General features: G+C 41.1%; 1 pseudogene. It reads left to right on the top strand.

Features of this window, described 5'->3' with window-relative positions:
* Positions 1-25: 25 nt before the first annotated feature.
* A pseudogene (tnpA, locus tag KQI32_RS13305) lies at positions 26-504 on the top strand (IS200/IS605 family transposase).
* Positions 505-525 lie beyond the last annotated feature (21 nt).

The raw sequence follows: 525 nt of genomic DNA, 5'->3' as shown, positions 1-525 counted from the left end.
AAAAAACAAAAGGAGGGATCAAGTCGTGAAACTTGATACAAATAGTTTAGCACACACGAAGTGGAATTGCAAATATCACATCGTATTTGCACCGAAGTACCGCAGGCAGGTCATATATGGAAAGATCAAGATAGACATAGGGAATATGCTGCGGAAACTATGTGAATACAAGCAAGTGGAAATATTGGAGGCAGAAGCATGTAAAGACCACATACACATGTTGGTATCCATACCACCGAAATACAGTGTATCGCAGATTATGGGATATCTCAAAGGGAAGAGCAGCCTGATGATATTTGAGAAATATGCGAATATGAAATACAAGTATGGGAACCGGCATTTGTGGTGTAGAGGATACTATACTATGTGGATACAGTAGGCCGCAACAAGAAAGCGATCGCAGAATACATACGAAATCAGTTACAGGAGGATATGACAAGTGACCAAATGAGCATGAAAGAATACATAGACCCGTTCACGGGTGAGCAGGTAAAAGAAGGCTAGAAAAAAGCCCCATTAGGGGCA

This window comes from Acetivibrio sp. MSJd-27, assembly GCF_018918095.1.
Lineage (GTDB): Bacteria > Bacillota > Clostridia > UMGS1840 > HGM11507 > HGM11507.
This window is presented reverse-complemented; position numbering and strand designations above follow the sequence as displayed.